Here is a 24,546-nt window from a genome sequence, read left to right as displayed (position 1 = left end):
AAAGTATGATACACAAAGTCAAATGGGGGACGCTCTCGATCGTCTTAATGATGCTGTCATGTCAGTCCAATAAAAGTAAGGAGAGTCCACAGGAAGTCAGAACCAATTTTTTTGATGTTTCTGGCATGGATACCACGGTCAATCCTGGCGACAATTTCTTCCAATATGCGAATGGTGCATGGATGAAAAATACGCAGATCCCTGCCTCTGAAACCGGTTGGGGTTCATTCTATATTCTAGCAGATGAAAACCTGCAGAAATTAAAAACGGTATTGGAAAATGCGGCCCAATCCAACAGTAAGAAGGGATCGGACCAGCAGAAAGCAGGTGATTTTTACGCGAGCGGTATGGATACCGTTACCATCGACAAACTTGGAGCCAAGCCGATAGAAAGGACTATTCAAAAAATCAATGCATTAAAAAATGTCGATGAATTGATCGCCTACGCGGCTGATGGATTCAAAGAAGGGGATGGTGACCTTTTTAGTTTTTATGTAGCTGCCGATGATCGGATCAGCAATAAAAATGCGCTTCAGTTTTTTCAGGGTGGCCTGAACCTACCTGAGGCTAGCTATTACCTGGATCAGGACGATAAGGCCAAAAAGATTAGGGAAGCTTACGTAGCTTATTTGGTTAAATTGTTCGGGTTGATCGGTGAGGGGGCAACTGCACAGAAATCTGCGGAGGAGGTACTCAAACTGGAAACGGAAATCGCGAAATCTCATTTGACGCCTGTGGAGCTGCGGGACCCGATCAAAAACTACAATAAATTTGCCGTTCAGGATTTTCAGAAACAAACGCCTAATTTGAACTGGAAAGATATTCTTGGGCGATTGGAGGTGAAGACTGATACGATTTTGGTACAGCAACCTAAGTTCTACCTCGCCTTAAACAATTTATTGAAATCGCAGCCTGTAGATGTTTGGAAAACAAAGTTAAAAGCAGATTTGGCGAATGCTTCGGCAACGGCGTTAAGCAAGGAATTTCGAGATGCTAAGTTTGAATTATTCGGTAAGACACTGAATGGGCAGAAGCAACAAAAAGAGCGTTGGAAATTAATGGTGAGCTCAGCAGATGAAAACCTGGGTGAGATTGTGGGGAAACTTTATGTGGAAGACTACTTTAAACCCGAAGCAAAGCAACGCATGATGGAACTCGTCGATAATCTACAAAAGGTGTACAAGTCAAGAATTGAAAAATTGGATTGGATGACACCGGAGACCAAGAAAAAGGCGATCGAGAAATTAGAAGCTTTTGTCAAGAAAATTGGTTATCCCGAAAAATGGAAAGATTATAGCGATGTAGAAATCGCAAAAGATACGTATTACGCCAATCTGCAATCTTCGGCTAAGCATGCCTATAAGGAGATGGTCGCTAAGATAAGCAAGCCTGTCGACAAGAAGGAATGGTTGATGACAACACCAACTGTAAACGCTTATTATAATCCTCCATACAATGAGATTGTATTTCCGGCGGGCATCCTGCAATTCCCATTTTTCGATGCCAATGCCGACGATGCAATCAATTATGGCGCGATCGGTGCTGTCATAGGTCATGAGATGACTCATGGTTTTGATGACCAAGGTAGGCAGTATGACAAAGATGGTAACTTAAACGACTGGTGGACAGCCGTGGATGCCAAGCAGTTTACCGAACGGGCCAACCAGGTCGCAAAATTGTATGGCAGCTTCACCTTATTGGATAATCAACATGTCAATGGAGAGCTGACCTTAGGCGAGAACCTGGCCGATATTGGCGGTTTGAACATCGCTTACGATGCGTTTAAATTGACCAAACAAGGACAGGGGAGCGAAAAGATTGACGGTTTCACGCCTGATCAACGTTTCTTTTTAAGTTTTGCGCAGGTCTGGCGGGTGAAGAGCAGCGACGAACGTATGCGTTTACGTTTGAAGGTTGACCCCCATAGTCCGGAGCAGTTCCGTGTAAATGGTCCTGTCTATAATATGGAGGCATTTTATAAGGCATTTAATGTACAGCCTACGGCTAAAATGTATGTCGCACCGGAAAAGAGAATTTTAGTTTGGTAAGGGCTTAATGCTTGCTATTCTGTTATTTCGAATGCGCGATGGTGCAGCGGCTGAAATTAGTTGAAGGGAAAAAGATAGATTTATCTTTGAATTATGAGAAAAACTAATTACTTTTGCCCTTCATTTAATAACACATTTAATTAATTAACAATGTACGCAATAGTAAATATAGCAGGACAGCAATTTAAGGTTGCAAAAGACCAGTTCCTTTTTGTACACCGTTTACAAGGAGATGAAGGCGCTAGTATTGAATTTGACAATGTATTGTTAGCAGAAGACGGTGGTAAATTTACCATTGGTACACCTAGCGTTGCTGGTGCAAAAGTTTCGGCTAAAATTTTGTCTCATTTAAAAGGCGATAAAGTTATCGTTTTCAAGAAAAAACGTCGTAAAGGCTACAAAAAGAAAAACGGTCACCGTCAACAATTTTCTAAAATCCAGATCACTGGTATTACGTTATAATTGAATTTTTAATCAGACATTAGTCTTAAATTAAGATAAAGAAATGGCACACAAAAAAGGTGCGGGTAGTTCTAAGAACGGCCGTGAGTCACATAGCAAGCGTTTAGGTATCAAAATCTTCGGTGGTCAACAAGCAATCGCTGGTAACATCATCGTACGCCAACGCGGTACACAGCACAATCCTGACACAAATGTTGGTATTGGTAAAGACCACACATTGTTCGCTCTAGTAGACGGTAAAGTAGTTTTCCGTAAAAAAGCGAACAATAAATCTTATGTATCTGTAGTTCCTACAGAACAAGCATAAGGTTTGCAACAATATTTGAAGAAGGCATCAAGCAATTGATGCCTTTTTTTATACCTATCGCTTTTTGTTATCGAATTTTATTTTCAACAAGTTTAATGCTGTTGCTAAGATTGGAAACATTGCATCTGGCTGGAGCAGAGTGATTTGCTGATGCCCAAGGCTGACTGAAATCTTAAATGTGAAAAAAAACAGGGATGTATTGCTAGGATACATTGTTATTTTCTGTTAAATGTAAAAGCTTTGGTACAATTTTTATAAGGGATATGTGTTTTTAAGATAAATACCGATTTATGAAATACAACAAGTTTGGATATGGTCTGTGTGCTGGATTGTTTGCCTGTTCTTTATATTCCTGTAGTTCGATCTATATGCCCAATGTACCTTCTGCGCCGATGTTTACGGAAGCCGGCGAGGTATATGTTTCCGGAAACATTAATACAAAAGCAAATGTGTCCGCAAATTTAGGGGTAGCAGTGAGCGATCATGTCGCCGTTATTGCTAATGGATCCTATGTGGATAATAGATCCAATACCAAAGATTATGCGCAGAAAATGGGCGAAGCGGGGATAGGATACTTTACACGCTTTGGTAAGAAAAATAATCGCGTATTTGAAGTTTATGGGGGCTATGGATTGGGAACGACGACGGTAATTGATAAAAGATCATCGACGATGGGGCAGTCGATCGTGGAGACGCAGGATATGGATTTTGACAAGGTTTTCGTGCAGGTGAACTTTTCATCGGAAAAGAAGGATGCCCTAAAATTGTTCGGCAACCGACATGATATCGATTATGGTACCATTATCAGGCTGAGCAATATGCGCATGAAAAACTTCGCGATTGACGGTCTTCCGGCGGAGAAAGAAGATAATATGCTGATCGAGCCCGTGTTTTATACCCGAATGGGGCTCGGAAAGGGGTGGAAATTGCAGTATACCAATGGCATGGTTTTCGGCTTTAAAAGCAATACCTATTTAAAAGCCGGTTACCCATTGTTTACACTGGGAGTTTTATATAAATTTGGAGGAAAATAGCGGTTATGAGCAAGAAAATTTTATTTGGATGTTTGGTGTTTTTGGGGTTATTCATTTCCGGATGTGGGGTGAACAGACAAAAAGCACAGATCGAGAACCTGGCGAAATGCAAGTTTGATGTGGAATCCGTGGACAGTATTCGCCTGGCAGGAACATCGTTGCAGCGTCTGGTCAAAAATAACCAGATTGATCTGGGAGCAGCGCCAAGCCTGGCTCTGGCTTATTTAAGAAAAGATATTCCATTGGATGCTGTAATCCGTCTTAAAATAGATAATCCGACGCTAAAGAAAGCATCGATCAATAAGTTTCAATACATCATCCTGTATGGTGGCCAGCAGCTTGTTGAGGGTATTGTCAATCAATCCCTGCAAATTGAACCTGGGGCTTCAACTGTGGCCAATGTGCGTATTGCGACCAATATTTATGATCTTTTGGTGAATTCGGACCTGCAGGATTTTTTAATGTCCAGTGATGAGAATAAAAAGGGAATTTTTACGTTAAAAATTAAACCTTCTATCAATATTGCGGGCCAATCGGTATTTTATCCAGGATATATTACCATAGACAAAGCGGTAAGCCGGAAAATCCTGTTATAAGGAGTACGGATCAGCAAAAAAGATAAAGAGGTTTTCCATAGCGATGGGAAACCTTTTTTATTGGGGGATTTTTTTGATTAGCTGTGCTCGGCGTAAAGAGTGGCAGGTCAATTTGCTAAACCGTTATTATAAATCGATTCTACTGTTAAGAATTAAACTGTAATAAAAAAGTTATAATGTCAAAGTGTAAAGTATACACCTTATTTTATATTTTAGTCTTTAAATAGAAACCTAAATATGTTAAAAAGATTCTTAATTCCTGTTTTGTTGTTTGCTGGGGTACATGCTATTGCTCAAAAGAAGTTTGACCCTTATGAGCAGACCATTGAAGGGACCAATCTTTCGTTTAAAATGGTAGCTATCCCTGGTGGAAGCTTTAAAATGGGATCTGTGACTGGCGGAAAGGAAGATGAAAAGCCAGCACATGAGGTGAAGCTCGATCCGTTCTGGATGGGACAGTACGAAGTGACCTGGGACTTGTTTGAGCCTTTTCTGTATAAAGATTATGAAATCGCGAAAAGCAAGGATGGTAAGGTTGCCCCGGAAATCGACGCGGTAACCAGACCCACCAAGCCCTATCTGGACATGACATTTGGATTTGGTAAAGAGGGGCATCCCGCACTTGCCATGACCCACTATAATGCAATTCAATTTTGTAAGTGGTTATATGTGCGTACCGGTGTGTTCTACCGTCTACCAACTGAGGCGGAATGGGAATATGCGGCCCGTGCTGGCGCTAAGACAGCTTACTTCTTTGGCGATCAAGCAGGACAGCTGGGTGAATATGCTTGGTTTAAAGATAATTCGGATCAGAAAACGCATGCTGTAGGAGAGAAGAAACCGAACCCTTGGGGTCTTTATGATATTTATGGCAATGTGGCAGAATGGACCTATGACCAATACAAAGCCGATAGCTATAACGAAGGTAAAGATAAAGTTTTGACCAATCCGGTGGTTGTTCCGACGACCTTGTACCCACATGTTGTCCGCGGTGGAGCCTTTGACCATGCCGCAGATGACCTCCGTTCAGCCGCCCGTGGTGCCTCAGACCCCGTATGGAAGCAATTGGATCCGCAGGTTCCAAAAAGTAATTGGTGGTTTCCAGAAGCCCCATTTGTTGGGATGCGTTTGGTCAGACCGCTGAATCCTCCTAGCCATGAAGAAATTATGGCCTATTATGATAAAAAACCAATTAAAGATTTTTAAGAAATAAAATAATCAATATAAAACTATTATGGAAAATCTAGAAAGAAGAGATTTTATTAAAACTTCTGCTGTGGTCGCAGGTGGAGCCTTATTAAGCTCATTGCCTTTATCCGGAGCTTATGCTGCTGGTTCCGATGTCATCAAAGTTGCTTTGGTAGGCTGTGGGGGTAGAGGCACCGGAGCTACATTTGATGCCCTGAGTTCGGGTGCAAATATCAAGGTAGTCGCTTTGGCCGATGCATTTAAAGATAATTTAGATAGTACATATAATACCCTTAAGGAAAAATGGCAAGATAAAATCGATGTCAGCGATAACCATAAATTTGTTGGATTTGATGCCTATAAAGAGGCGATCAAATTGGCTGATGTTGTTATTTTGGCAACGCCTCCAGGATTTAGACCAACCCATTTTGAAGAAGCAATCCGTCAGGGAAAACATGTCTTTATGGAGAAACCCGTTGCTGTTGATATTCCCGGTGTACAACAGGTTATACGCGCTGCGGCAGAAGCTAAACGCAAGAAATTGAATGTTGTCGTGGGGTTGCAACGTCGCTATCAGACCAACTATCGCGAAGCGATCAAACGTATTCACGATGGCGCAATTGGTGATGTGACTTCAGGACAGGTGTATTGGAATTCAGGTGGTGTATGGGTACGCCCACGTAAACCTGAGCAAACAGAAATGGAATATCAGATGCGTAACTGGTATTATTTCAACTGGTTATGTGGTGACCATATCGTAGAACAGCACGTACACAATATCGATATTGCCAACTGGGTGAAAGGTTCGTATCCGGTCTCGATCCAGGGGACTGGAAGCCGGGCGCATCGTACCGGTAAGGAATATGGTGAAATCTATGATAATTTTGCACTTGAAATGACCTATGCGGACAACAGCGTCGTATATAGTCAATGCCGTCATTTTGAAGGTATACAAAATCGTGTTGATGAGCAGTTTCAGGCGACAAAGGGCCGAGTGTACCTTTCAGCTGGTGGCCAGGCTGTATTATATGATTGGAAAGGTAAAGAGATCTATCGTCATGATGCGAAGGGTAATCCTAACCCGTATCAACAGGAGCATAAAGAATTTTTCGATGCGCTTTCCAAAGGTGAGTATAAGTTTGACAATGCCGAATACGGCGCTTACAGTACGTTGACGGGTATTATCGGACGTATTGCTTGTTACACCGGTAAGGTCATTAAATGGGATGAGGCATTAAAATCAACCATCAAATTGGGACCAGATGTGTTGGCTTGGGATGCTAAGCCGAAATTATTGCCTGATGCAGAAGGTTTTTATGCGGTAGCAAATCCGGGTCAAAATACAAGCCTTTATATTTAATAGCTGTGCAGTGATGGGGCTTAAAAGAGTGTTCTGCTGTCTATTCTTTTTTATTATTGGGCTGCTTGGTTTACAGGCGCAACCGGGTTTAAAAGAGTTAAGCAAGATTCGTCTGGAGGGCCCAGCACAAGGCACGCAGTTTCACATTACTTATTTCGCGGCAGATAGTCTTGTCAAGCGGTCGGAGATTGATAGCATCTTAAAGGTCATTGATCTATCGATGTCGGTTTATCGCAAGGGTTCAAAAATTTCCCTGTTCAATCAGGACAGTGTGATGCGGATCGATATGGATGAGCATATGGCTCATGTGATTGCAGCTTCATTCCGATACAATAAACTATCCAAAGGCCAATTCGATATTACCATTGCCCCACTGGTCAACCTTTGGGGCTTTGGTGTTAAAAAAAGCCAGATTGTGCCGGACTCGGCAACAGTCTATCAGGCAAAGCAATTGGTCGGCATGCAGCATCTCAAGGTCAATCGCAGGCAACTGTTAAAGGAAAAGCCGGGTGTTAAGATTGATGTCAACGGTATTGCGCAAGGGTATACTGTCGATGTACTGGCCGATTACCTCGAACACAAGGGAATTTCCAATTATATGGTAGAAGTGGGGGGTGAGATCAGAGCTTCGGGAACTCCGCCGGGACAAAAGGGTTTTTCCATCGGTATTGTCCAGCCAGATCAAAGCGGTCAGGAGGAGATCATGACAGCGGTTGTCCAACTCCATAGCGGTGCATTAACCACTGCTGGCAGTTTTGAAAAATTTATTAAATACAAGGACAAAAAGCTGGGGCACCACATCAATCCCGTGACCGGATTTCCTTATACAACTAGTGTATTAAGTGTTAGCGTATACACGCGGACCGCCATGGATGCAGATGCTTTGGACAACTATTTTATGGGGATGGAGCCCACAGAAATCCTTGCGAAGGCCAAAAAATTAAAGGGCGTGGAAGTTTTTGTTATTTATAAAAATAAAAACCAGACCATTCAGACGATTTATTCAGATGGATTTGGTAAATTATTTAAAAATTAATCAACTATAAACAAAATGAAAAGATCTGATTTTATTAAAAGTGGCCTTTTGGTCGCCGGAGCCGGATTATCCGGGCATACGTTTGCTTCAACAAATCAAAATGCAACCCATATGAAGGATAAAGGAAAGACATTCAATCTAAATTATGCACCACATCAGGGGATGTTCAAGAATCATGCAGGGGACAACTTCCTGGATGAAATCCGTTATATGTATGATTTAGGTTTTCGGGGAATTGAAGATAATGGTTACTTGGGTCGTACATTGGATGAGCAAAAGAAAGTAGGGGAGCTATTGGCCAAATTGGGCATGACCATGGGGGTATTTGTAGTCGATGGTGGACAAAACTGGATGCCTTCCCTGGCAACAGGTAAAAAGGAATTCTTGGATAAATTTGTCGAGACCTGTCATAAGTCCGTGGAAGCGGCCAAACGATGCAATGCAAAATGGCTTACGGTGGTTCCCGGATTCTATGAGCGGAGATTGCCCTGGGGAAATCAATTCAGCAATATCCTTGAGGCAATGCGTAGAGGAGCGGAGATCTTCGAACCACATGGTTTGGTCATGGTGCTGGAGACATTAAGTGATACGCCTGAATTATTTTTGCAGCAAACGCATGAAACCTATGCCATGTGTAAGGCTGTCAATAGTCCTTCCTGTAAGATCCTGTACGATATCTACCATATGCAACGCACCGAGGGCGATTTGATTGCCAATATGAACCGTTGCTGGGATGAAATCGCTTACATTCAAATTGGGGATAATCCGGGACGTAAAGAACCGACTACCGGCGAAATCAATTATAAAAACGTATTCAAACATATTCATAGTAAGGGATATAAGGGAATAATGGGAATGGAACACGGTAATTCTAAGCCCGGAAAAGAGGGCGAAGACAGATTGGTGGCTGCTTACCGGGAGGTCGATAGCTTTTTGTAATATTTTAATAGTGTACTATTGACAATTAGATTTAATTTCTTAAATTGAGCTGGTAAAACCAATTAGTAGTATTGTAAAACACCATTTATTTATGATTTCATCAACAATAAAATTTAAACTATCCTTCATGATGTTCCTTGAATTTTTTATTTGGGGGGGATGGTTTGTCACATTAGGCACTTTTTTGAGCAAGAATCTGCAAGCAACGGATTTTGAGATGGCTAATGTATTTTCGACGCAGTCATTGGGCGCGATCATCGCACCTTTTATCGTAGGAATGATTGCCGATCGTTATTTTAATGCCGAACGTATTTTGGGTGTTTTGCATTTGGTCGGTGCCGTATTAATGTACCAGATGTATGGTGCGGCCAATATGTCTACTTTTTATCCTTATGTATTGGCTTATATGATACTGTATATGCCAACCTTGGCTTTGGCAAGCTCGGTTTCATTTCGTCAATTAACAAATCCAGAAAAACAATTCTCAGCGATACGGATCTGGGGAACAATTGGTTGGATTGTCGCTGGTTTGGCGATTAGTTATATCTTCAAATGGGATGCCGCGGCATCTGATGGTGCCCTGAAGAATACATTCCTGATGTCAGGTGTAGCTTCTTTGGTATTGGGTATATTCTCCTTCGCGTTGCCAAAAACACCGCCGGTTAAATTGGATGAAGGTGAAAAACCTTCCTTTGCATCAATTATTGGTCTGGATGCGATCAAATTGTTGAAAGACAAAAACTTCTTGATCTTTTTCATTTCCTCGGTATTGATCTGTATTCCTTTGGCGTTTTATTATTCCAATGCGAACCTGTTCCTTACGGAAATCGGTTTAGAAAATCCAACCGGTAAAATGACAATTGGACAAGCCTCAGAGGTTTTGTTCTTATTAGCACTGCCAATTTTCTTTACAAAATTTGGCTTTAAGAAAACAATCTTGGTGGGTATGCTGGCTTGGGTAATCCGTTACCTGTTGTTTGCCTATGGTAATGCCGGTGAGCTTTCCTTCATGCTGTTGATCGGTATCGCTTTACACGGGATCTGTTATGACTTTTTCTTTGTTTCGGGACAGATCTATACAGACAGTAAGGCGGGTATTAAATACAAATCTGCCGCACAAGGCTTGATTACATTGGCAACATACGGTGTCGGTCAATTGATCGGCTTCTGGGTAGCAAGTTACGTAGGTGACAAATATAAAGATTTAAAGGCAACAGATTTAGCCGGATTTTGGAATCATACCTGGGTCGTTCCAGCAATTATTGCCGCAGTGGTATTTTTTATCTTTTTAGCTCTTTTTAAAGACGAGAAAGTGGATAATACTGGTGCAGCACACTAAACAGAAAAAAATAACTATTTAAAAACAAATAATTAGAAGAGAGATGGCAACAAATACTTATGACGCGATTGTAATCGGTTCTGGGATAAGTGGTGGATGGGCTGCGAAAGAATTGACAGAAAAAGGACTGAAAACAATTATGCTAGAGCGTGGTCGTAATATCGAACACATTAAGGATTATACTGCGCCAAACAAAATGCCATGGGAATGGCCTCATGCTGGTGGTCGTACCCAACAGATGATTGAGGACTATCCCGTATTGCGCAGAGATTATCCATTGAATGAAAAGAATCTTGATTTTTGGGTGAATGAGAAGGATAGTCCTTATACAGAGGTAAAACGTTTTGACTGGTACCGTGGATATCATGTGGGCGGTAGATCATTAATGTGGGGCAGACAATCTTATCGCCTAGGTGACCTGGATTTCGAGGCTAACTTGAAAGACGGTCATGGAGTAGATTGGCCGATCCGTTATAAAGATATCGCACCATGGTATAGCTATGCGGAAAAGTTTGCTGGTATCTCTGGAAATAGAGACGGTGTTCCTTCGCTTCCGGACGGTGATTATATGCCACCAATGCCAATGAATATTGTGGAGAAGGATCTTGCTGAACGATTGAAAAAACAATATGGTGGCCAGCGTCATTTCATTATGGGCCGGACAGCAAATATCACGGTGCCACATGAGGGCCGTGTCAACTGTCAATACCAAAATCAATGTTGGTTGGGTTGTAACTTTGGAGCTTATTTCAGTACGCAATCCGCGACGTTACCAGCAGCAAAGAAAACAAATAATTTAACACTGCGTCCGTTTTCCATCGTCACAAAGATTATCTACGATAAAAACACAAAAAAGGCGAAAGGTGTTGAAATTGTCGATGCTGAAACAAATAAAACATACGAATTCTTTGCGAAGGTGATTTTTGTGTGTGCATCGGCCCTAAACTCAACGTGGGTATTGATGAACTCTGCTACGGATGTATGGGAAGGTGGTCTGGGAAGTAGCAGCGGTGAACTTGGACACAATTTAATGGATCACCATTTCCGTTGTGGTGCCGGTGGTAAGGTGGATGGCTACCTGGATAGCTATGTCTTTGGCCGTCGTCCAACGGGGCTGTATGTACCACGTTTTGTAAACGTTGATGGGGATACAAAAAAACGTGACTATGTTCGTGGATTTGGTTATCAAGGAGCTGCAGGTAGAGGCCGTTGGTCGGGTGCTGTTGCGGAGATGGAAGTCGGTGGCGCATGGAAAGATGCCATCTGTGAAGCTGGCGACTGGACTGTGGGCTTTACAGCCTTCGGAGAGACTTTGCCGTACCATGAAAATAAAATTACGCTTGATAAGAGCAAAAAAGATAAATGGGGACTGCCTGTATTATCATTTGATGCGGAAATCAAGGATAATGAATTGAAGATGCGTGCTGACATGCAAAATGAAATGAAGGAAATGCTGGATAGCATTGGTGTTAAAGACACTTATACCTATGATAATGTATATGGTCTTGGTCAGGGTATCCATGAGATGGGAACAGCGCGTATGGGGCGTGATCCAAAGACTTCAGTATTGAATGGCAATAATCAGGTTTGGGATGCACTGAATGTATTTGTGACAGACGGTGCCTGTATGACTTCTGCTGGTTGTGTTAACCCTTCACTTACTTATATGGCACTTACTGCACGTGCGGTCGATTTTGCGGTTAGTGAATTGAAAAAAGGTAATATCTAATAGCTAAAGATTGATAATAATGGAAAATAACTCAAATAAGTCGAGTAGAAGAGATTTTATAAAGACTGCGGCAACCGCTGCAGCAGCCTTTATGATCGTTCCTCGTCATGTATTAGGGGGAAATGGTTTCATCGCTCCTAGTGATAAGTTACAAATAGCTGGTATTGGTGTAGGTGGTAAAGGATTCAGCGACATTAACTCCTTTCATGATTCAGGTAAAGCGGATTTAGCGTTTTTATGTGATGTGGATGATCGTCGTGCAGCAGGTGCATTGAAACGTTACCCAAAAGCGAAATATTATAAAGATTACCGTGAGATGTTGGACAAAGAGCATAAACGCATTGAAGCTGTTTCTGTTTCTACTCCGGATCATCAACATGCGATTCAGGCCTTGGCAGCGATGCAATTGGGTAAGCACGTCTATGTGCAGAAACCTTTGACTCATGATGTCTGGGAAGCGAGAGCGCTGACGCATGCGGCCAAGAAATATAAAGTAGTTACCCAAATGGGAAATCAGGGTGCATCTAATGATGGACCACGTTTTGTCCGTGAATGGTACGAAGCCGGTTTAATCGGTGATGTACATACGGTATACTGTTGGACTGACCGTCCGGTATGGCCTTCAGGTATTGCATGGCCGACTGGCAAAGCCGAAATTCCGAAAGAATTGGATTGGGACCTTTGGTTAGGTACCGCGCCATACAAAGAGTATGTGGATAAATTGGTGCCTTTCAACTGGCGCGGCTGGTGGGATTATGGTACCGGTGCACTGGGTGATATGGGCTGTCACTTGTTGGAAGTTCCTTTCAGCACCTTAGGCCTGACCTATGTACAGGATGTGCAGGCAACAGTAGGTTCTGTTTATGTGGATGAATTCAAACGTGGTTATTTCCCAGAAAGCTGTCCGCCGTCAAGTCACGCGACATTGACTTTCCCTAAAACTCCACGTACAAATGGCCCGGTAACATTACATTGGATGGACGGTGGTATTCAACCAGCACGTCCAGATGAATTGGGTCCAAATGAAATCTTTGGTGATGGTGGTAACGGTATTTTACTCGTAGGTACCAAAGGTAAGATCCTTGCGGACACTTACGGTCAGAATGCACGTCTGTTGCCAACATCAAGAAAAGATCAGGTAGCGCAGAAATATGCACGCGTACCGGGACAAGAAGCTGGTCACTATGCGCAGTGGGTAGAGGCTTGTCAAGCGGGTTACGGCAAGAAAGAGGTGAGCTCACCGTTTGAGATTGCAGGTCCTTTGACAGAAGCTTTATTGATGGCCAACCTGGCAATCAGAGGTGCTGATTTACGTATTGACGGAAAATATCCGGGACGTAACCTCAAATTGTTATGGGATAATGACAATATGCGTGTGACGAATTTTGATCATGTGAATCAATATGTCAAACGTAATTACAGACAGGGTTGGGAAATGAAATATAATTTCTAAAATTAAGATATTTAGTAGTATGAATAGAAGAGAAGCATTACAACGGGTTGCCTTGATTTTAGGAGGTACCGTTATCGGCGCCAATTTATTTCTGGAAGGCTGTACACGCTCGGCCACAAAGGATGTAGCGGCTTTATTTGAGGCAAAAACAACCGATTTGTTGGGCGATTTAGCGGAAGCTATTTTACCTAAAACTGCAACTCCGGGTGCGAAAGAAGCTGGTGTAGGAAGCTTTATTCCAGTAATGGTCCGTGACTGTTACACGGAGAAGCAACAGAAAGCATTTTTAACAGGTTTTGCAAGCTTGGATACCAAAGCGAAAGAAGTAAAAGGAAAACCTTTCCTTGAACTTTCTGCTGAAGATCGTACAGCGGTAGCAGCAGCTTTGGATAAAGAAGCAAACGAATTTAATAAAAAGCAGGAAGAGGAGCAAAAAGATATCCGCGAGAAAAATAAAGAAAAACAAAATCAATTGTACAATTACGTAGAAACTGATCCACCGCACTGGTTCACGATGTTTAAACAATTGACGTTGACAGGTTTCTTTAACTCCGAATTGGGTTGTACAAAAGCTTTGCGTTTTGTCAAAATCCCTGGAAAATATGACGGAAACTTCCCTTACAAAAAAGGAGATAAAGCATTCGCATAGTAACTATGTTCTGCGCAAAATAAAAAAGGAGGCTTAAGCCTCCTTTTTTGTCTTATTTCGATTTTTATTTTGTTTCCACCTCCAGGGCAAAGTGAATCCGTTGCTGTTTTGTCACAGTCATAAAATAGCCCTTGTCCGTTGAATCGCCGTTAAGGTCTACCGTATCATTGTGGCGTAGTTCCCGGAGATAGTTCATCTCCAAGGATTTGATCTGATTGGTCAGTACAAGTTCGATGGGAAGCCTATCCATACACCAATCCACGTATTTGACGTTATTGGCATGATTGACAATATCAAGGTCGGACAACTTGACAATATATTGATCTATATTTTTGACAGGCTGGGAGATATTCAATTTTGAGAACGGTCGCTGTGTTGCGGGACGGTCAGGATAAGTTGTAAAATCCTCTGTGGAAATAGCCAGATCTTCCGAACTTCTTTTTACCGTATTGATGACGGCCCAATAGCTCGTGGCAGTGACATAGACTTGTCCATTGACCGAAATTTCAAAATTACGCGTAGAACGGGCCCCTTCAAGTTCCTGTACCCAGGTTTTTACCTGAACAATATCCATCCATTTGGGCAGCCTATTGATTTCAATACGCATTCTACTGAGTACCCAGGTCTGATTATGTTTGGCCATTTCCTTAAAACCGAAACCAACTTGAGTGGCATGTTCCCCAGCGGTAAGCTGAAGAATATTTGACAAATCGGAGAAACGGATACGGCCATTAGAGTAACATTGCGTGAAATAAATTTCCCAGTTTTTCTCAAAGACTGATTTTTCCATCTGTGTTTAGTTTTATGCAAAATTAGGCAATATGACTGATTTGTGCCTCAAATTCAAAATGAAATGACATAATTTTAAGATATTCCGATCATATGAACTGTTGCACAGTTTTTGAACCTAACCAGACAAAAAAGGCGAAAACTGCCAATCGTTTTTTTATTGTAAAATAAATGATAGTTTTCAGTTATTTAATTGATTATTATCATCGGATTAGGTAGATTTAAATAAGCCAATGGCATTATTTAATAAAATAAGATTGGTTATATCACGTTATATTTAGTGTAGCGCGAAACATTAATTTACACATTAAATGCTAATATTATGGTTGGAGAACTAATAGCTAAAGAGGAAATTCCTCAATTTAAATTTATCCCTGCGAGTGAAGATAAGTCAGCAAGTTTTATGGATAAATTAAAAGGGGCCCTTCGCTTGGGAAATGAATTTAAATCCAAGACTGAAATAGCCTTTCAAACAGATTCCGGACCAAAGCGTATCGAAACCACGGTGTGGTCATTAACCGATAGATATATCCAGATCAAGAGTGGTGTACTGATTCCACTAAGGTCTATTATTGCAATTGATTATTAATGAGCATGGCTCCTAATAAAAAAGCTCCCTTAATATAAAGGGAGCTTTTTTGTGAATTATCTATTTCTATTGCTCAGAAAGAGCCTTCAGTTGAATTCCATGACTATTGGCGCTTATAAGAACGTAAAGTTTTTTTATGAGCATTGCATAAGGTCATTATATTATTTTCATACACTTTGTCGATGTTTTTCTTGCCCGGTTTCAACGCGCGAATAGCATCGTGTCCGCTGCCCACTCAGGGTAAAATAGACGCTGCGAACTAATAAGTTTCACCTGTTAACTCTTTCAGGCGTATCTCTGAAACTTTCGCATCGTATTGTGCGGTATAACTCCGTGTCATGGCATTGATATAATTTAGCTGCGCCGTTCTGACTTCGAGGGTCGTAATCGTCCCGATCCGAAATTTATCCATGGTGATAGTTAGATTTTCTTTTGCGAGTTCTTCATTCTTTTTTTCTACCTGCGCCAGTTCGATGTTGGTGATATAGGTTTGAAAAAGTGTACGGACTTGCGCCTGTATATTTTGTTTTTGTTGTTGGATCTGTAGTTCGGTATTCTGTACCTGGAATTTGGCGATCCGTTCATTTCTGTTTTGAAGAAATCCATTGAAGATATTCACCGAGGCGGTCACACCATAGTTGAGTCCTTTATTTTTGTTTTCGGTCGAGAAGCCCAATGAAGAGTGAGATTCATTCCAGTTGTAGCCGGTATTGAGGCCTATTTTGGGATAACGCTCGGCTTTTATCGATTTGAGGTTCAGTTCGGCAACTCTTTTATTGATAAGGGCCAATTGAATCTGCGGGTTCTGTTGGTCGGCAATCTGGATCAGATCTCCCAGTTTAAGGTCAGTATCCAGTTTCATTTCGTCCTCAACCTGGAAATCTATGCCCAGATCGCGGGTCATGAGCTGGTTTAGGTATGTTTTTGTATTTTGAAAGCTCTCGCGTTGGCGTAACAGGTTGGTTTGGTCGGTGTTTAGATCCACTTTCGCATTCAGTAAATCCAGTTTGGATCCCTTTCCGATTTCCAGCCTATTTTCAGCCAGCGTAACGCGATATTGCGATAGGGTAATGGTGGTGTCTAAAGCATTCAATAAACGCTTTTGTTGCACTAAGCTGTAATAGGTTGCTATAACTTCACTCAATTGACTGATGACCTCGAATTTGATTTCGGCTTCACCCTGGCGCTGGATTTCTTTGAATCTATCGCGGCGTGCAAACATGCCGAATCCATCGAAGACGGTCCAGTTGAGGTTGACCCCATAGGACATGTTATCGTTTTTGGCATTTGAAATCTGCTGCACTTGACCGTCGGCCCGTACCTGCCGGGAGTTTTGGATGGAATTGCTCCGACTGAAACTACCTGTAACGGCGGGAAGCATTCCGGCGCTGCCCGCACTTGTATTTTCGCTATCTATTTTGTGGTCATTTTTTGCCAAAAGAATATTGAAATTGTTGCTTAAAGTGGTTGCCAACGCTTCTTCCAGCGTCAACATCTGTTGTGCAGGAGCCTGAAATAGGATGACGCTAAGCAGCAGTGTTAGGATTACATTTCTCTTCATGTCTGATCTATTCGTAGCTTTTAATGTTGTCAAATTCAGGTCTGTGTTTCTTTGGTCTGGACCACATGTAATAAATTGCTGGGATAATAAATAAGGTCAGGATCAGTGAGAATATAGTACCACCGACGATGACAACCCCCATACCGATACGGCTTGTGGAAGCCGCGCCCAATGACATCGCAATAGGCAATGCGCCCAGGGCAATGGCCAGACTGGTCATTAAAATGGGGCGCAGACGCGATTCGGCAGCATGCATGATCGCTTCAAATTTTTCCATCCCTTCCTCCCGCATCTGGTTGGCAAATTCAACGATTAGGATACCATTTTTCGTCACCAGACCGATCAGCATAATGGTTCCGATCTGGCTGAATATATTCCAGGTCTGATCAAATAGCCATAAACTGATCAGTGCACCGGCAACTGCCATCGGTACCGTCAGGATGATAATAAATGGATCCAGGAAGCTCTCAAACTGAGCCGCTAGTATGAGATAAATCAGTAATAAAGCGAGACCAAAAGCAAAGAGGGTATTGGAACTACTTTCGATGAAATCGCGGGATTCACCACTGAGGTCAGTGGTAAAGCTTTGGTCCAATACTTTTTCCTTGATACGGTCCATTGCGGCTATACCATCGCTCATACTCATGCCCGGAGCCAGGCCTGCGGAGACTGTCGCCGACATATACCGATTATTGTGGTAGAGTTGTGGTGGGCTACTTTCTTCGCTGACATTGACGAGGTTATCCAGCTGTATGAGCTGTCCGATATTGTTGCGCACATAAATGGAGGTCAGATCTGTCGGTGTTGCCCGTCGATCGTTTTCGACCTGTCCGATCACCTGATATTGTTTGCCATCACGCATGAAATAAGCAAAGCGCTGACCACTTAACAACAGCTGGAGGGATTGGGATACGTCGAGCACAGATACACCCATGCTTAAGGCTTTTAAGCGGTCTATCTCGACATGAAGTTCGGGTTTGTTAAACTTCAGATTGATATCTGTTGTTGAAAATGTAGGATCACTATTTACTTCGTTCATAAATTCAGGAATCTTCTCCTGAAGCTTTTCAAAATTTTGAGCCTGGATAATGTACTGTATCGGTAGGCCGCCGCGACGATTCATGGAAATGGTCGGCGTCTGTGATACATTGACACGTACACCATCGTATTTTTTTGTCCATTTGGTCAGCTCCTTCGCCACATCATCTTGTGACCTTGTACGCTCTTCGGGATCGACAAGTGTCATCCGGATACGTCCGGAGTTGACCGAACTAGGTCCGAAACCAGGGGAGGTAATATTTAAACTGATTTTGTTTTCGGGAATCGAATCGTAAACCAGTTTGTCCAGTTCCTGCATATAACGGTCCATGTATTCATAGGTAGCACCCTCGGGACCGGTGACATTGACCATGATGGCGCTGCGGTCATCATAGGGAGCAGTTTCTTTCTTGATCGAAGAGAAGATTACTGCGATGATGGCAAAACAGATCAATAAGATCGGAAAGCTTATCCATTTTAATTTCATGAATTTATCCAGCGCATTGGCGTAGCCTTTGTTCATTTTCACAAACATTGGTTCTGTCCATTCATAAAAGCGGGTCTTTTTGTGACCACCGCCTTTAATCAGGTAAGCATTCAGCATCGGGGTCAACGTCAGTGAAACAAAGGCTGACACCAGTACGGCTGACGCGATGACCACCCCGAATTCCCGAAACAACCGTCCGACGAAACCTTCAAGAAATATGACGGGTAAGAAAACCGCGGCGAGGGTAACGGAAATGGAGATAACTGCAAAGAAGATCTCTTTGGAGCCTTTCAGTGCAGCTTCAATAGGGGACATGCCTTCCTCAACTTTTTTGAAGATATTTTCGGTAACGACAATTCCATCATCGACCACAAGCCCTGTCGCCAATACAATCGCAAGTAGGGTCAGTACATTGATCGAAAAACCAAAAATGTACATAATAAAAAAAGTTGCGATAAGTGAAACGGGGATATCCAATAATGGCCGTAGGGCAATTCCCCAGTCTCTAAAGAAGAAGTAAATGATAAGCGTCACCAGAATAATGGATATCAGTAAGGTCTCAGCAACCTCAACAACCGATTTCTTAATGAACTTGGTGTTGTCAGATGCGATATTGATGCTGATATCCTGAGGGATATCCTCTTTCATCTGATCAAGCATTTTGTAAAAATTGTTCGCGATATCCAGGTAGTTTGTCCCCGGTTGCGGAATAATGGCGACACCGACCAGTTGTTTGCCATTACTGACCATCTTGGTCTCCAGATTTTCGGCATCAATTTCTGCACGGCCAATGTCTATAAATTTAACCAAGCGCGTGCTATCGGCTTTTAGGACAATATTGTTAAACTCTTCGGGCGTGGAAAGGTTTCCTACGGTTTTTACGGTTAATTCAGTGGTATTGCCAACAATTTTACCGGAAGGTAATTCAACATTTTGGTTACTTAATGCTGTACGGATATCGGAAGCGGTGATGCCGTAGGCCGCCATGCGGTCCGGGTTGAGCCATAGGCGCATGGCGTAACGTTTTTGACCATATATTTGCGTACTGCTGACCCCCGGGATGGTCTGCAGTCTTTCGGAAATAACATTCTCAGCATAGTCACTCAGGGAAAGCTTATCCCTGGTTTCGCTCTGTAGGGTCAGGGTAATGATCGGATCAGAATCCGCATCCGCTTTTGAGACTACCGGTGGGGCGTCAATATCCTGGGGCAGGCTTCTGACTGCCTGGGATACTTTGTCCCGAACGTCATTGGCAGCTTCCTCCAGATTTTTCTTTAAATCGAATTCAATGGTGATATTGCTGGATCCCTGATTGCTGGAGGATGAGATATTACGGATACCATCAATGGAGTTGATCGCTTTCTCCAACGGTTCGGTGATCTGCGATTCAATAATATCAGGGTTGGCACCAGCGTAGTTGGTACGTACCGATACGATGGCCGGGTCAATGGAGGGGTATTCGCGAACACCCAGAAAGCTAAAGCCAATGTAGCCAAATAGAATAATCGTTATATTGACGACAATGGTGAGCACAGGGCGCTTAATAAAAATAGCAGATAAATTCATTTACAGTTAGTTAGCTAATGATACTTTAACCTTTACTCCATCTTTTAAGGCAAGAACACCTGTTGTCAATACGGTATCTCCGGCACTTATGCCAGATAGGATAACAATCTCCTTATCGGTACGGGCGCCGGTTTCAACTTTAGTTTCTTTTGCGAGTCCATTCTTTAGTATAAAGACTTTTTTTCCATCCTGGACCGGAACGATTGCTTCCGTGGGAATAGCAATGGCATTATTTTCGACTTCTATCGGCAGGATGACATTGACAAAGGAACCTACACGAAGCTGCCCCTGTTCGTTTGCTGCGCGTGCACGGACAGTCAGGGTGCGGGTATTCAGGGAGACCTCAGGCTCTATGGCATAAATATTAGCTTTGATAACTGCCGGGTCATTGGCAACACTGAACTCAATGGGCGTGTTAAGTTTGACTACACTGCTGTATTTTTCCGGAATAGCAAAGGTAATCTTAACGAAATTGTCCTTAACCAAATTTGCGATCAGCGTATTGGATGAGACGATAGCACCAACTGAAATATTTCTTAGGCCAATCATGCCACTAAACGGTGCACGTACGGTTGTTTTGGAGATCTGGGCCTGAATCAGCTGGATCTGCGCCTGTGCAGTCTTTAATGCCGCACTGGCGATATCAAATTCCTCTTGACTGATTGCTCCTTTCTGGAGCAATAATTTTGCGCGACGTTCGTTTTCTGCATTCAGCTGATTCGTTGTCTGCGCCTGTTTGAGTTGCGCTTGCAATTCAATATCATCAATCTTGATCAAAGGTTGCCCCTGTTGGATACGTTGTCCTTCAGTAAAGTAGATTTTTGTAATTCGACCACTGACTTCGCTTCTGATCTCCACCTTTTCTTCGGCATCGATACTGCCGGACAAATTAATGGACCGATCGGCTACAGATGATCTTGCTATAATTGCCTGCGCAGCAACAGGAACATCTTTTTTGACAGCAGATTTATCGGCTTCATTTTTGTCTTTTTTGGGATTTATGAGAAAATATCCACCTCCAATAACAGCACAGGCTAAAAGAATGTAGAGGGTCGTTTTTTTATTCATGCGGTATAGTCCTTATCTGGTTTTTTGATCTGGAGGATAAAGATAGCTTTATTCTCATGATGATACCGGTTGTCAAAAGGATTTTACAATACAGAACAGCAATAGCTGGCAACGAATCTACCGCATGTAAGTTAATGGGACTACATGCTATAAAAAAAGCTAGAAACCTATTCTAGCTTTATACGTATTATTTTTTCGCTTTAGTTGCTTTTGGTTCAACTGCTTTTGGAGCTGCATCATCCACTTTTGGTTTGATGGATGCTTTCGATAAATGCGGCCTTCTTTTTCCAAAAGAACCATTTGATATTTTTCCTCTTCTGGTTTTGATATCACCTTTTCCCATAGTATAAAATATTTTGGTTTTAACAATGTATTCTTAAGTAACCTAAATATACTATTTTCTTTTGTAACTGCAATACATTAAGTACTAAATGATTGGAAAAATTCTTTTCTGGGTTTCAATTTTGAAGTTTTGTACGAGTGTCTCAAAAAAAAGATTATTGGCAGGTTTATTTTCAGCCAGTAAATAGGGGATTTCCAAAAGCTGATCTTTTAGTTTTATTCGATAGTAACCATAGAGCAGGCCTCTTGTTGTCTGAATAGATTCGATCTTTTGTACAGCCAGCACATCCTGGAATATATTGAAAGCATAGTTTTCTGCTCGCAGTTGTTCCACAAAAACCTCGTTGGTTTTGGCATTAAACCAAATCTGTTGGCTCTTTATTTTGCTGAAGTGATTGTTAAACAGGAAGAAGTAACCAATTAAAAAAAAGGCTATTGGGAGGAGAAACAATACGATTTTAATTTTTACAAAAAGCAATATGGTAATGAGAATAAGTACCAAGCCAATAACGACATTGGAGATTGTTTTTTTTAAGGTAGATCGAATGAGAGCGGCCGGTGCTTCTATCAATTGAAAGCCCGATTTTAAGCTTTTGGCATCCGTGTCTGATGATTCGAAAAAATTGAACTTTTTTCGAATCATCAGGTAAGCGATAAGGATAATTATCCCTATGATCAATAATTTCATAGCGCTTATTAATATTGTTCTTCCGAATTTGGATATTGCACTGCCTTGACTTCAGCAACGTAATTGCTTACTGCGGTAGTGATCTGCTCATGTAGGTTGGCAAAGTGCCGCATAAATTTGGGCTTAAAGTCTGCATTCATGCCCAGCATATCATTGATTACAAGCACCTGTCCATCACAATCAGCACCAGCGCCGATCCCTATGGTCGGAATGGCCAATTTTTCAGTCACGGCTTTTGCCAAAGCCGCAGGAATTTTTTCCAGTACAATGGCAAAACAACCAGCCTCCTGAAGAGCCAATGCATCTTCCATAAGTTTGGCCGCTTCTTGTTCCTCTTTGGCACGGACACCAAAATTTCCGAATTTATTGATGGATTGTGGGGTCAGGCCCAAATGTCCACAAACGGGAATTCCGCCAGAAATAATTTTTTTGATGTTGTCGATGATTTCTAAGCCACCTTCCAATTTCAACGCATGGGCGCCGGATTCTTTCATCATACGTACGGCAGCATTGTAGGCTTCGTTGGCAGAACCTTGGTAGCTACCAAAAGGAAGGTCTGCCAGGACCATAGCCCTTTCGGTGCCTCTGGCAACAGCCGCCGCATGGTAGATCATATTGTCGAGGGTAATCGGCAGGGTAGTTTCATAGCCGGCAAATACATTCGCAGCGGAATCTCCGATCAGAATAACATCCACACCGGCGTTGTCCACCATTTTGGCCATGGAGTAATCATAGCTCGTCAGCATAGAAATCTTCTCTTTACGGTCTTTCATGGCTTGTAGCATCGCTGTGCTTACTCGTTTTATTTCTTTGTTTACAGACATCTTGACTTATATTATATGCCCAAAAGTAAGGTTTTTATCATACATTGGCCAATATTCTGCCTTGTGTTTTGTATTTTTGTAAAATGATACAGAATGAAACCCGTCTATTTAAATTCCCCAAATTTTCAGAATTAATCATCCATGAAGATGAAAATTTGATTGTTATAAATAAACCACCTTTTGTTGCTTCTTTGGATGAAAGGGAGGGGGGAGAGATCAACATTCTCCGTTTGGCAAAGAAATATCATGCTGACGCTCAGGTCTGCCATCGTCTGGATAAAGAGACCTCCGGTATTTTGTTGATTGCGAAAAATCCGGAGACCTATCGTTCGATTTCGATCGCATTCGAAAAACGTAGAGTCAATAAGATCTATCACGCAATCATTGGCGGTACACATACTTTTCAGGATCTTGTCGTTGATTTGCCGATCTTGAATCAGGGGAATAAAAACGTTTCTATTGACCGTGCCAATGGTAAGCCTGCCGAAACCATCTTTAATTCGCTTAAATACTATAAGAATTACACCTTAGTGGAGTGTAAACCGATCACTGGACGGATGCACCAGATCCGTATCCACCTGGCCACACAGCATGCGGCCATTGTAGGGGATAGCATGTACCGTGGGAAACCTGTTTATCTGTCACAAATAAAGAAAAGGGGCTATACCTTATCCAAGGATGAGGAGGAGCAACCGATCATGAAACGTTTTGCCCTACATGCAAAACATGTGGAGTTTGAACTAAATGGTGAGCAAATGGTGTTTGAGGCACCTTATCCAAAAGACTTTGCGACTTTGCTGAAGCTGCTGGATAAATTTGATGCTTAATCAACTGCATTTCTTTTTATGAATCCAAAAACAAAAAAGATCATCGGCAATGTTGTCTTTGTGCTGCTCATCGGTTTATTGATATGGCCGACAAGCAGAAGTTATTTTCAGCAGCAACTGATGAAAATCGGTTTGTTTAAACCGAAATTGGAAGCACCACAACCGGTCGCTGACCCGCTCCCTGCGGATGAAAAGGATGTCGGTGCGGCTGTTTCTTTTGTAAATCATTCGGGAGAAACAATAGGGATAGCGGATCTAAAAGGTAAGGTGGTTTTTATCAACTTTTGGGCAACCTGGTGCGGGCCATGCCGGGCCGAGATGCCCTCCATCAATGTGCTTTACGATAAATTTAAGGATAATCCGCATGTTGTATTTCTGATTGTGGAGATCGAGGGCGATAAGGAGAAGGCTGCAGCTTTTGTCAAAAATGAAAAGCTGACGCTACCGATTAGTTATCCAAACAGTGATATTCCAAAAGAATGGCTTTCGGAGTCTATCCCAAGTACCGTTATTTTGGACAAGGAGGGCAAGCTTGCGACACGGCACGAAGGCATGGCAGATTATTCCAGCCCGGAAGTGACAACCTTTATTCAAGATTTAATCAATAAATAATTACGATCTATACAT

The 24,546-nt window shown here is 42.2% G+C and carries 23 protein-coding genes; 16 read left to right on the top strand and 7 right to left on the bottom strand.

Annotated elements, in window-relative coordinates; genetic code table 11:
- The first annotated feature begins 5 nt into the window (after positions 1–5).
- The 13 genes from BWD42_RS08090 (at position 6) to BWD42_RS08030 (ending at position 14,140) form a co-directional block, all read left to right on the top strand.
- Entirely contained in the window at positions 6–2,048 is a 2,043-nt protein-coding gene (locus BWD42_RS08090) for a M13 family metallopeptidase (RefSeq protein ID WP_077434850.1), read from the top strand.
- A 150-nt stretch (positions 2,049–2,198) separates the two neighbouring features.
- The gene (gene rplU, locus BWD42_RS08085; RefSeq protein ID WP_028068281.1) at positions 2,199–2,510 is read left to right on the top strand and encodes a 50S ribosomal protein L21; all 312 of its coding nucleotides are present in this window, start codon (positions 2,199–2,201) and stop codon (positions 2,508–2,510) included.
- Between the two features lie 43 nt (positions 2,511–2,553).
- The gene (gene rpmA / locus BWD42_RS08080; protein ID WP_046672918.1) at positions 2,554–2,817 is read left to right on the top strand and encodes a 50S ribosomal protein L27; all 264 of its coding nucleotides are present in this window, start codon (positions 2,554–2,556) and stop codon (positions 2,815–2,817) included.
- Between the two features lie 290 nt (positions 2,818–3,107).
- On the top strand, positions 3,108–3,851 hold the full coding sequence (locus BWD42_RS08075; protein WP_077434848.1) for a hypothetical protein: 744 nt from the start codon (positions 3,108–3,110) through the stop codon (positions 3,849–3,851).
- Between the two features lie 5 nt (positions 3,852–3,856).
- Positions 3,857–4,447 carry a hypothetical protein gene (locus tag BWD42_RS08070; RefSeq protein ID WP_077434846.1) on the top strand — a complete coding sequence of 197 codons (591 nt, stop codon included), beginning with the start codon at positions 3,857–3,859 and terminating at the stop codon, positions 4,445–4,447.
- A 237-nt stretch (positions 4,448–4,684) separates the two neighbouring features.
- A complete protein-coding gene (locus BWD42_RS08065) occupies positions 4,685–5,653 on the top strand; it encodes a formylglycine-generating enzyme family protein (RefSeq protein WP_077434844.1) in 969 nt (322 codons plus the stop codon).
- 28 nt (positions 5,654–5,681) lie between these two features.
- On the top strand, positions 5,682–6,995 hold the full coding sequence (locus BWD42_RS08060) for a Gfo/Idh/MocA family oxidoreductase (RefSeq protein ID WP_077434842.1): 1,314 nt from the start codon (positions 5,682–5,684) through the stop codon (positions 6,993–6,995).
- Between the two features lie 13 nt (positions 6,996–7,008).
- The gene (locus BWD42_RS08055; RefSeq protein WP_077434840.1) at positions 7,009–8,031 is read left to right on the top strand and encodes an FAD:protein FMN transferase; all 1,023 of its coding nucleotides are present in this window, start codon (positions 7,009–7,011) and stop codon (positions 8,029–8,031) included.
- Between the two features lie 15 nt (positions 8,032–8,046).
- Entirely contained in the window at positions 8,047–8,970 is a 924-nt protein-coding gene (locus BWD42_RS08050; RefSeq protein ID WP_077434838.1) for a hydroxypyruvate isomerase family protein, read from the top strand.
- 94 nt (positions 8,971–9,064) lie between these two features.
- Positions 9,065–10,309 carry an MFS transporter gene (locus tag BWD42_RS08045; protein ID WP_077435895.1) on the top strand — a complete coding sequence of 415 codons (1,245 nt, stop codon included), beginning with the start codon at positions 9,065–9,067 and terminating at the stop codon, positions 10,307–10,309.
- A gap of 43 nt (positions 10,310–10,352) precedes the next feature.
- The gene (locus tag BWD42_RS08040; RefSeq protein ID WP_077434836.1) at positions 10,353–12,038 is read left to right on the top strand and encodes a GMC oxidoreductase; all 1,686 of its coding nucleotides are present in this window, start codon (positions 10,353–10,355) and stop codon (positions 12,036–12,038) included.
- A gap of 19 nt (positions 12,039–12,057) precedes the next feature.
- Positions 12,058–13,491: a Gfo/Idh/MocA family protein gene (locus BWD42_RS08035; RefSeq protein ID WP_077434834.1), complete on the top strand. Its 1,434-nt coding sequence runs from the start codon at positions 12,058–12,060 to the stop codon at positions 13,489–13,491.
- A gap of 19 nt (positions 13,492–13,510) precedes the next feature.
- Positions 13,511–14,140, top strand: a complete 630-nt coding sequence (locus tag BWD42_RS08030) for a gluconate 2-dehydrogenase subunit 3 family protein (protein WP_077434832.1) — start codon at positions 13,511–13,513, stop codon at positions 14,138–14,140.
- Positions 14,141–14,204: 64 nt separating this feature from the next.
- Here the strand turns inward: BWD42_RS08030 and BWD42_RS08025 are convergent, their stop codons facing one another.
- Positions 14,205–14,930, bottom strand: coding sequence for an acyl-[acyl-carrier-protein] thioesterase (locus BWD42_RS08025; protein ID WP_077434830.1), 726 nt, complete (start codon positions 14,928–14,930; stop codon positions 14,205–14,207).
- 321 nt (positions 14,931–15,251) lie between these two features.
- Between BWD42_RS08025 and BWD42_RS08020 the strand changes: the two genes are divergently transcribed.
- Positions 15,252–15,518, top strand: coding sequence for a hypothetical protein (locus BWD42_RS08020; protein WP_175991998.1), 267 nt, complete (start codon positions 15,252–15,254; stop codon positions 15,516–15,518).
- A 259-nt stretch (positions 15,519–15,777) separates the two neighbouring features.
- Here the strand turns inward: BWD42_RS08020 and BWD42_RS08015 are convergent, their stop codons facing one another.
- From BWD42_RS08015 to panB, 6 genes are all read right to left on the bottom strand, one after another.
- Positions 15,778–17,079 (bottom strand): TolC family protein, encoded by a 1,302-nt coding sequence (locus BWD42_RS08015; RefSeq protein WP_077434826.1) that lies wholly within the window; start codon positions 17,077–17,079, stop codon positions 15,778–15,780.
- Between the two features lie 7 nt (positions 17,080–17,086).
- Positions 17,087–20,170, bottom strand: a complete 3,084-nt coding sequence (locus BWD42_RS08010; protein ID WP_077434824.1) for an efflux RND transporter permease subunit — start codon at positions 20,168–20,170, stop codon at positions 17,087–17,089.
- Positions 20,171–20,176: 6 nt separating this feature from the next.
- The gene (locus BWD42_RS08005) at positions 20,177–21,238 is read right to left on the bottom strand and encodes an efflux RND transporter periplasmic adaptor subunit (RefSeq protein WP_077434822.1); all 1,062 of its coding nucleotides are present in this window, start codon (positions 21,236–21,238) and stop codon (positions 20,177–20,179) included.
- A gap of 187 nt (positions 21,239–21,425) precedes the next feature.
- On the bottom strand, positions 21,426–21,581 hold the full coding sequence (locus BWD42_RS08000; protein WP_077434820.1) for a 30S ribosomal protein THX: 156 nt from the start codon (positions 21,579–21,581) through the stop codon (positions 21,426–21,428).
- Between the two features lie 84 nt (positions 21,582–21,665).
- Positions 21,666–22,268, bottom strand: coding sequence for a hypothetical protein (locus tag BWD42_RS07995; RefSeq protein WP_077434818.1), 603 nt, complete (start codon positions 22,266–22,268; stop codon positions 21,666–21,668).
- An 8-nt stretch (positions 22,269–22,276) separates the two neighbouring features.
- Complete coding sequence (panB, locus tag BWD42_RS07990) at positions 22,277–23,092, bottom strand: 3-methyl-2-oxobutanoate hydroxymethyltransferase (RefSeq protein WP_077434816.1); 816 nt, start codon at positions 23,090–23,092, stop codon at positions 22,277–22,279.
- 83 nt (positions 23,093–23,175) lie between these two features.
- On the opposite strand from panB, the gene BWD42_RS07985 reads away from it, so the two are divergent.
- Together BWD42_RS07985 and BWD42_RS07980 are read left to right on the top strand one after the other, a co-directional pair.
- Complete coding sequence (locus BWD42_RS07985) at positions 23,176–23,919, top strand: RluA family pseudouridine synthase (protein ID WP_077434814.1); 744 nt, start codon at positions 23,176–23,178, stop codon at positions 23,917–23,919.
- A gap of 18 nt (positions 23,920–23,937) precedes the next feature.
- The gene (locus BWD42_RS07980) at positions 23,938–24,531 is read left to right on the top strand and encodes a TlpA family protein disulfide reductase (protein WP_077434812.1); all 594 of its coding nucleotides are present in this window, start codon (positions 23,938–23,940) and stop codon (positions 24,529–24,531) included.
- The last annotated feature ends 15 nt before the right edge of the window (positions 24,532–24,546 follow it).

It is taken from the genome of Sphingobacterium sp. CZ-UAM, assembly GCF_002000245.1.
GTDB lineage: Bacteria > Bacteroidota > Bacteroidia > Sphingobacteriales > Sphingobacteriaceae > Sphingobacterium.
Note: the sequence above shows the minus strand (reverse complement) of the source record. Positions and strands in the feature narration are given on the sequence as shown.